The 1,443-nt window shown below is 57.9% G+C and carries 1 protein-coding gene; it reads left to right on the forward strand.

Annotated elements, in window-relative coordinates:
- Positions 1 to 1,439, forward strand: a 1,439-nt coding sequence (locus ACHIRB_RS19410) for a class I SAM-dependent DNA methyltransferase (RefSeq protein WP_395127748.1), incomplete at its 5' end; no start/stop codon positions are given.
- Between the last annotated feature and the right edge of the window lie 4 nt (positions 1,440 to 1,443).

A 1,443-nucleotide genomic window follows, 5' to 3' on the forward strand; every position in this document is an offset into this window, starting at 1 on the left:
CACCCGCCAGCAGGCTGGAATCAAATAACTGGGTGTGCATCAAACCCGGGGCGATTCACGGTATCGATCCGGGCGTCGTCCTCAAGTCTAAATTCGGCCTGCCGTTCTTCAACACGTCGCGGTGGACGTTTGCGTCACTGACCGCCGACCCCGAAGGCGTCGCGGACAACATCGTCGACTACATCGCGCGGTTCTCGCCGAATATTCGCGATGTCTTCGACGGGTTTCGGATGAACGATCTTATAGCCGATCTGCAGAAGTCCGAGCGCCTGTACCTGATCGTCAAAGAGTTCGCGGCAGTCGACCTGCATCCCCAGGTTGTGACCGGGCACGACATGGGCTACATCTTCGAAGAGCTGATTCGGAAGTTTGCGGAATCGAACAACGCTCAGGCTGGCGACCACTTTACCCCCCGCGAGGTCATCGCCTTGATGGTCGACCTTCTTTTCGCCAACGCCGACGACGAACTTACGAAGCCCGGCACCGTCCGTACCATCTATGACCCCGCCGCGGGTACGGGCGGCATGTTGTCGACTGCGTACGACCACTTGATCGACATGAACCCCAGCGCGCGGCCGGTGCTCTACGGCCAGGAGATCAACGCTCGGTCGTATGCGATGTGCAAGTCGGACATGATCATCAAGGGCCAGGACGTGGACAACGTCTATCTTGGCGACACCCTCGTCGACGACGGCCACTCCGGACGAAAGTTCGACTTCCTGCTCTCGAATCCACCGTTCGGCGTCGAATGGAAGACCCAGCAGAAGGCGGTCACCGATGAGCACGAACAACGTGGCCATGCTGGACGGTTTGGACCGGGGCTACCACGCGTCTCCGATGGCTCGCTGTTGTTCCTAATGCACCTGATCTCGAAGATGCAGCCGGTGCGGAACGGTGAAGGCGGCAGTCGACTGGCAATCGTTCTTAACGGCTCACCCCTATTCACGGGGGGAGCAGGTTCGGGTGAATCGAACATCAGACAGTGGATCATCGAGAACGACTACCTCGACGCGATCGTCGCGCTACCGACGGACATGTTCTACAACACCGGCATCTCTACGTATATCTGGTTGCTGGACAACAACAAGCCCGCCGATCGGAAGGGCAAGGTCCAGCTGATCAACGCCGCCGAGATGTACGGCAAGATGCGCAAATCGCTCGGCTCGAAGCGCAAGGAGTTGAGGGCTGAGGACATCCGGAAGATCGTCGAGCTATACGCCAATTTTGACTACGAGCCGGGCGACACCGAAACGCCATCAATATCAAAAGTTATGGAGGGCCAAGAGTTCGGATACCAGACCATTACGGTCGAACGTCCATTGCAGCTGAGCTTCCACGTCCATAAAGAGTCGTCCGAACTGATACTCGCACTGAAGGCACTGAGGTGTGTCAAGGATCTTGGACAGATCCTCGTGGGTCATGCAGCTGATGCTGCGTGACGGT

The sequence above is a fragment of the Antrihabitans spumae genome (assembly GCF_043944905.1).
Classification (GTDB): domain Bacteria; phylum Actinomycetota; class Actinomycetes; order Mycobacteriales; family Mycobacteriaceae; genus Antrihabitans; species Antrihabitans spumae.